The 240-nt window shown below is 57.9% G+C and carries 1 protein-coding gene; it reads left to right on the top strand.

The window, feature by feature from the left end:
* Positions 1-61: 61 nt before the first annotated feature.
* Positions 62-240, top strand: a 179-nt coding sequence (locus BST14_RS32280) for a universal stress protein (RefSeq protein WP_142279738.1), incomplete at its 3' end; no start/stop codon positions are given.

Raw genomic sequence — 240 nt, forward strand, 5'->3', positions numbered from 1 at the left:
GGATTCACGACAAGGACGGCGCAGCGGACATGCTCGCAGGCCACTAAGAGGAGAGCAAATCATGAAAAACGAAAATAAAGTGCTTGCTTGCGTCGATCAATCACGCTACGCGGTTCATGTGGCCGACTGCGCTGCCTGGGCGGCACGCCGTATTGATGCTCCGCTGGAGCTTCTGCACGTGATCGACAGCCATCCCGAGCGGGCAACGGATGACGATCACAGCGGCGCAATCGGTATCGA

It is taken from the genome of Mycobacterium arosiense ATCC BAA-1401 = DSM 45069, assembly GCF_002086125.1.
Lineage (GTDB): Bacteria > Actinomycetota > Actinomycetes > Mycobacteriales > Mycobacteriaceae > Mycobacterium > Mycobacterium arosiense.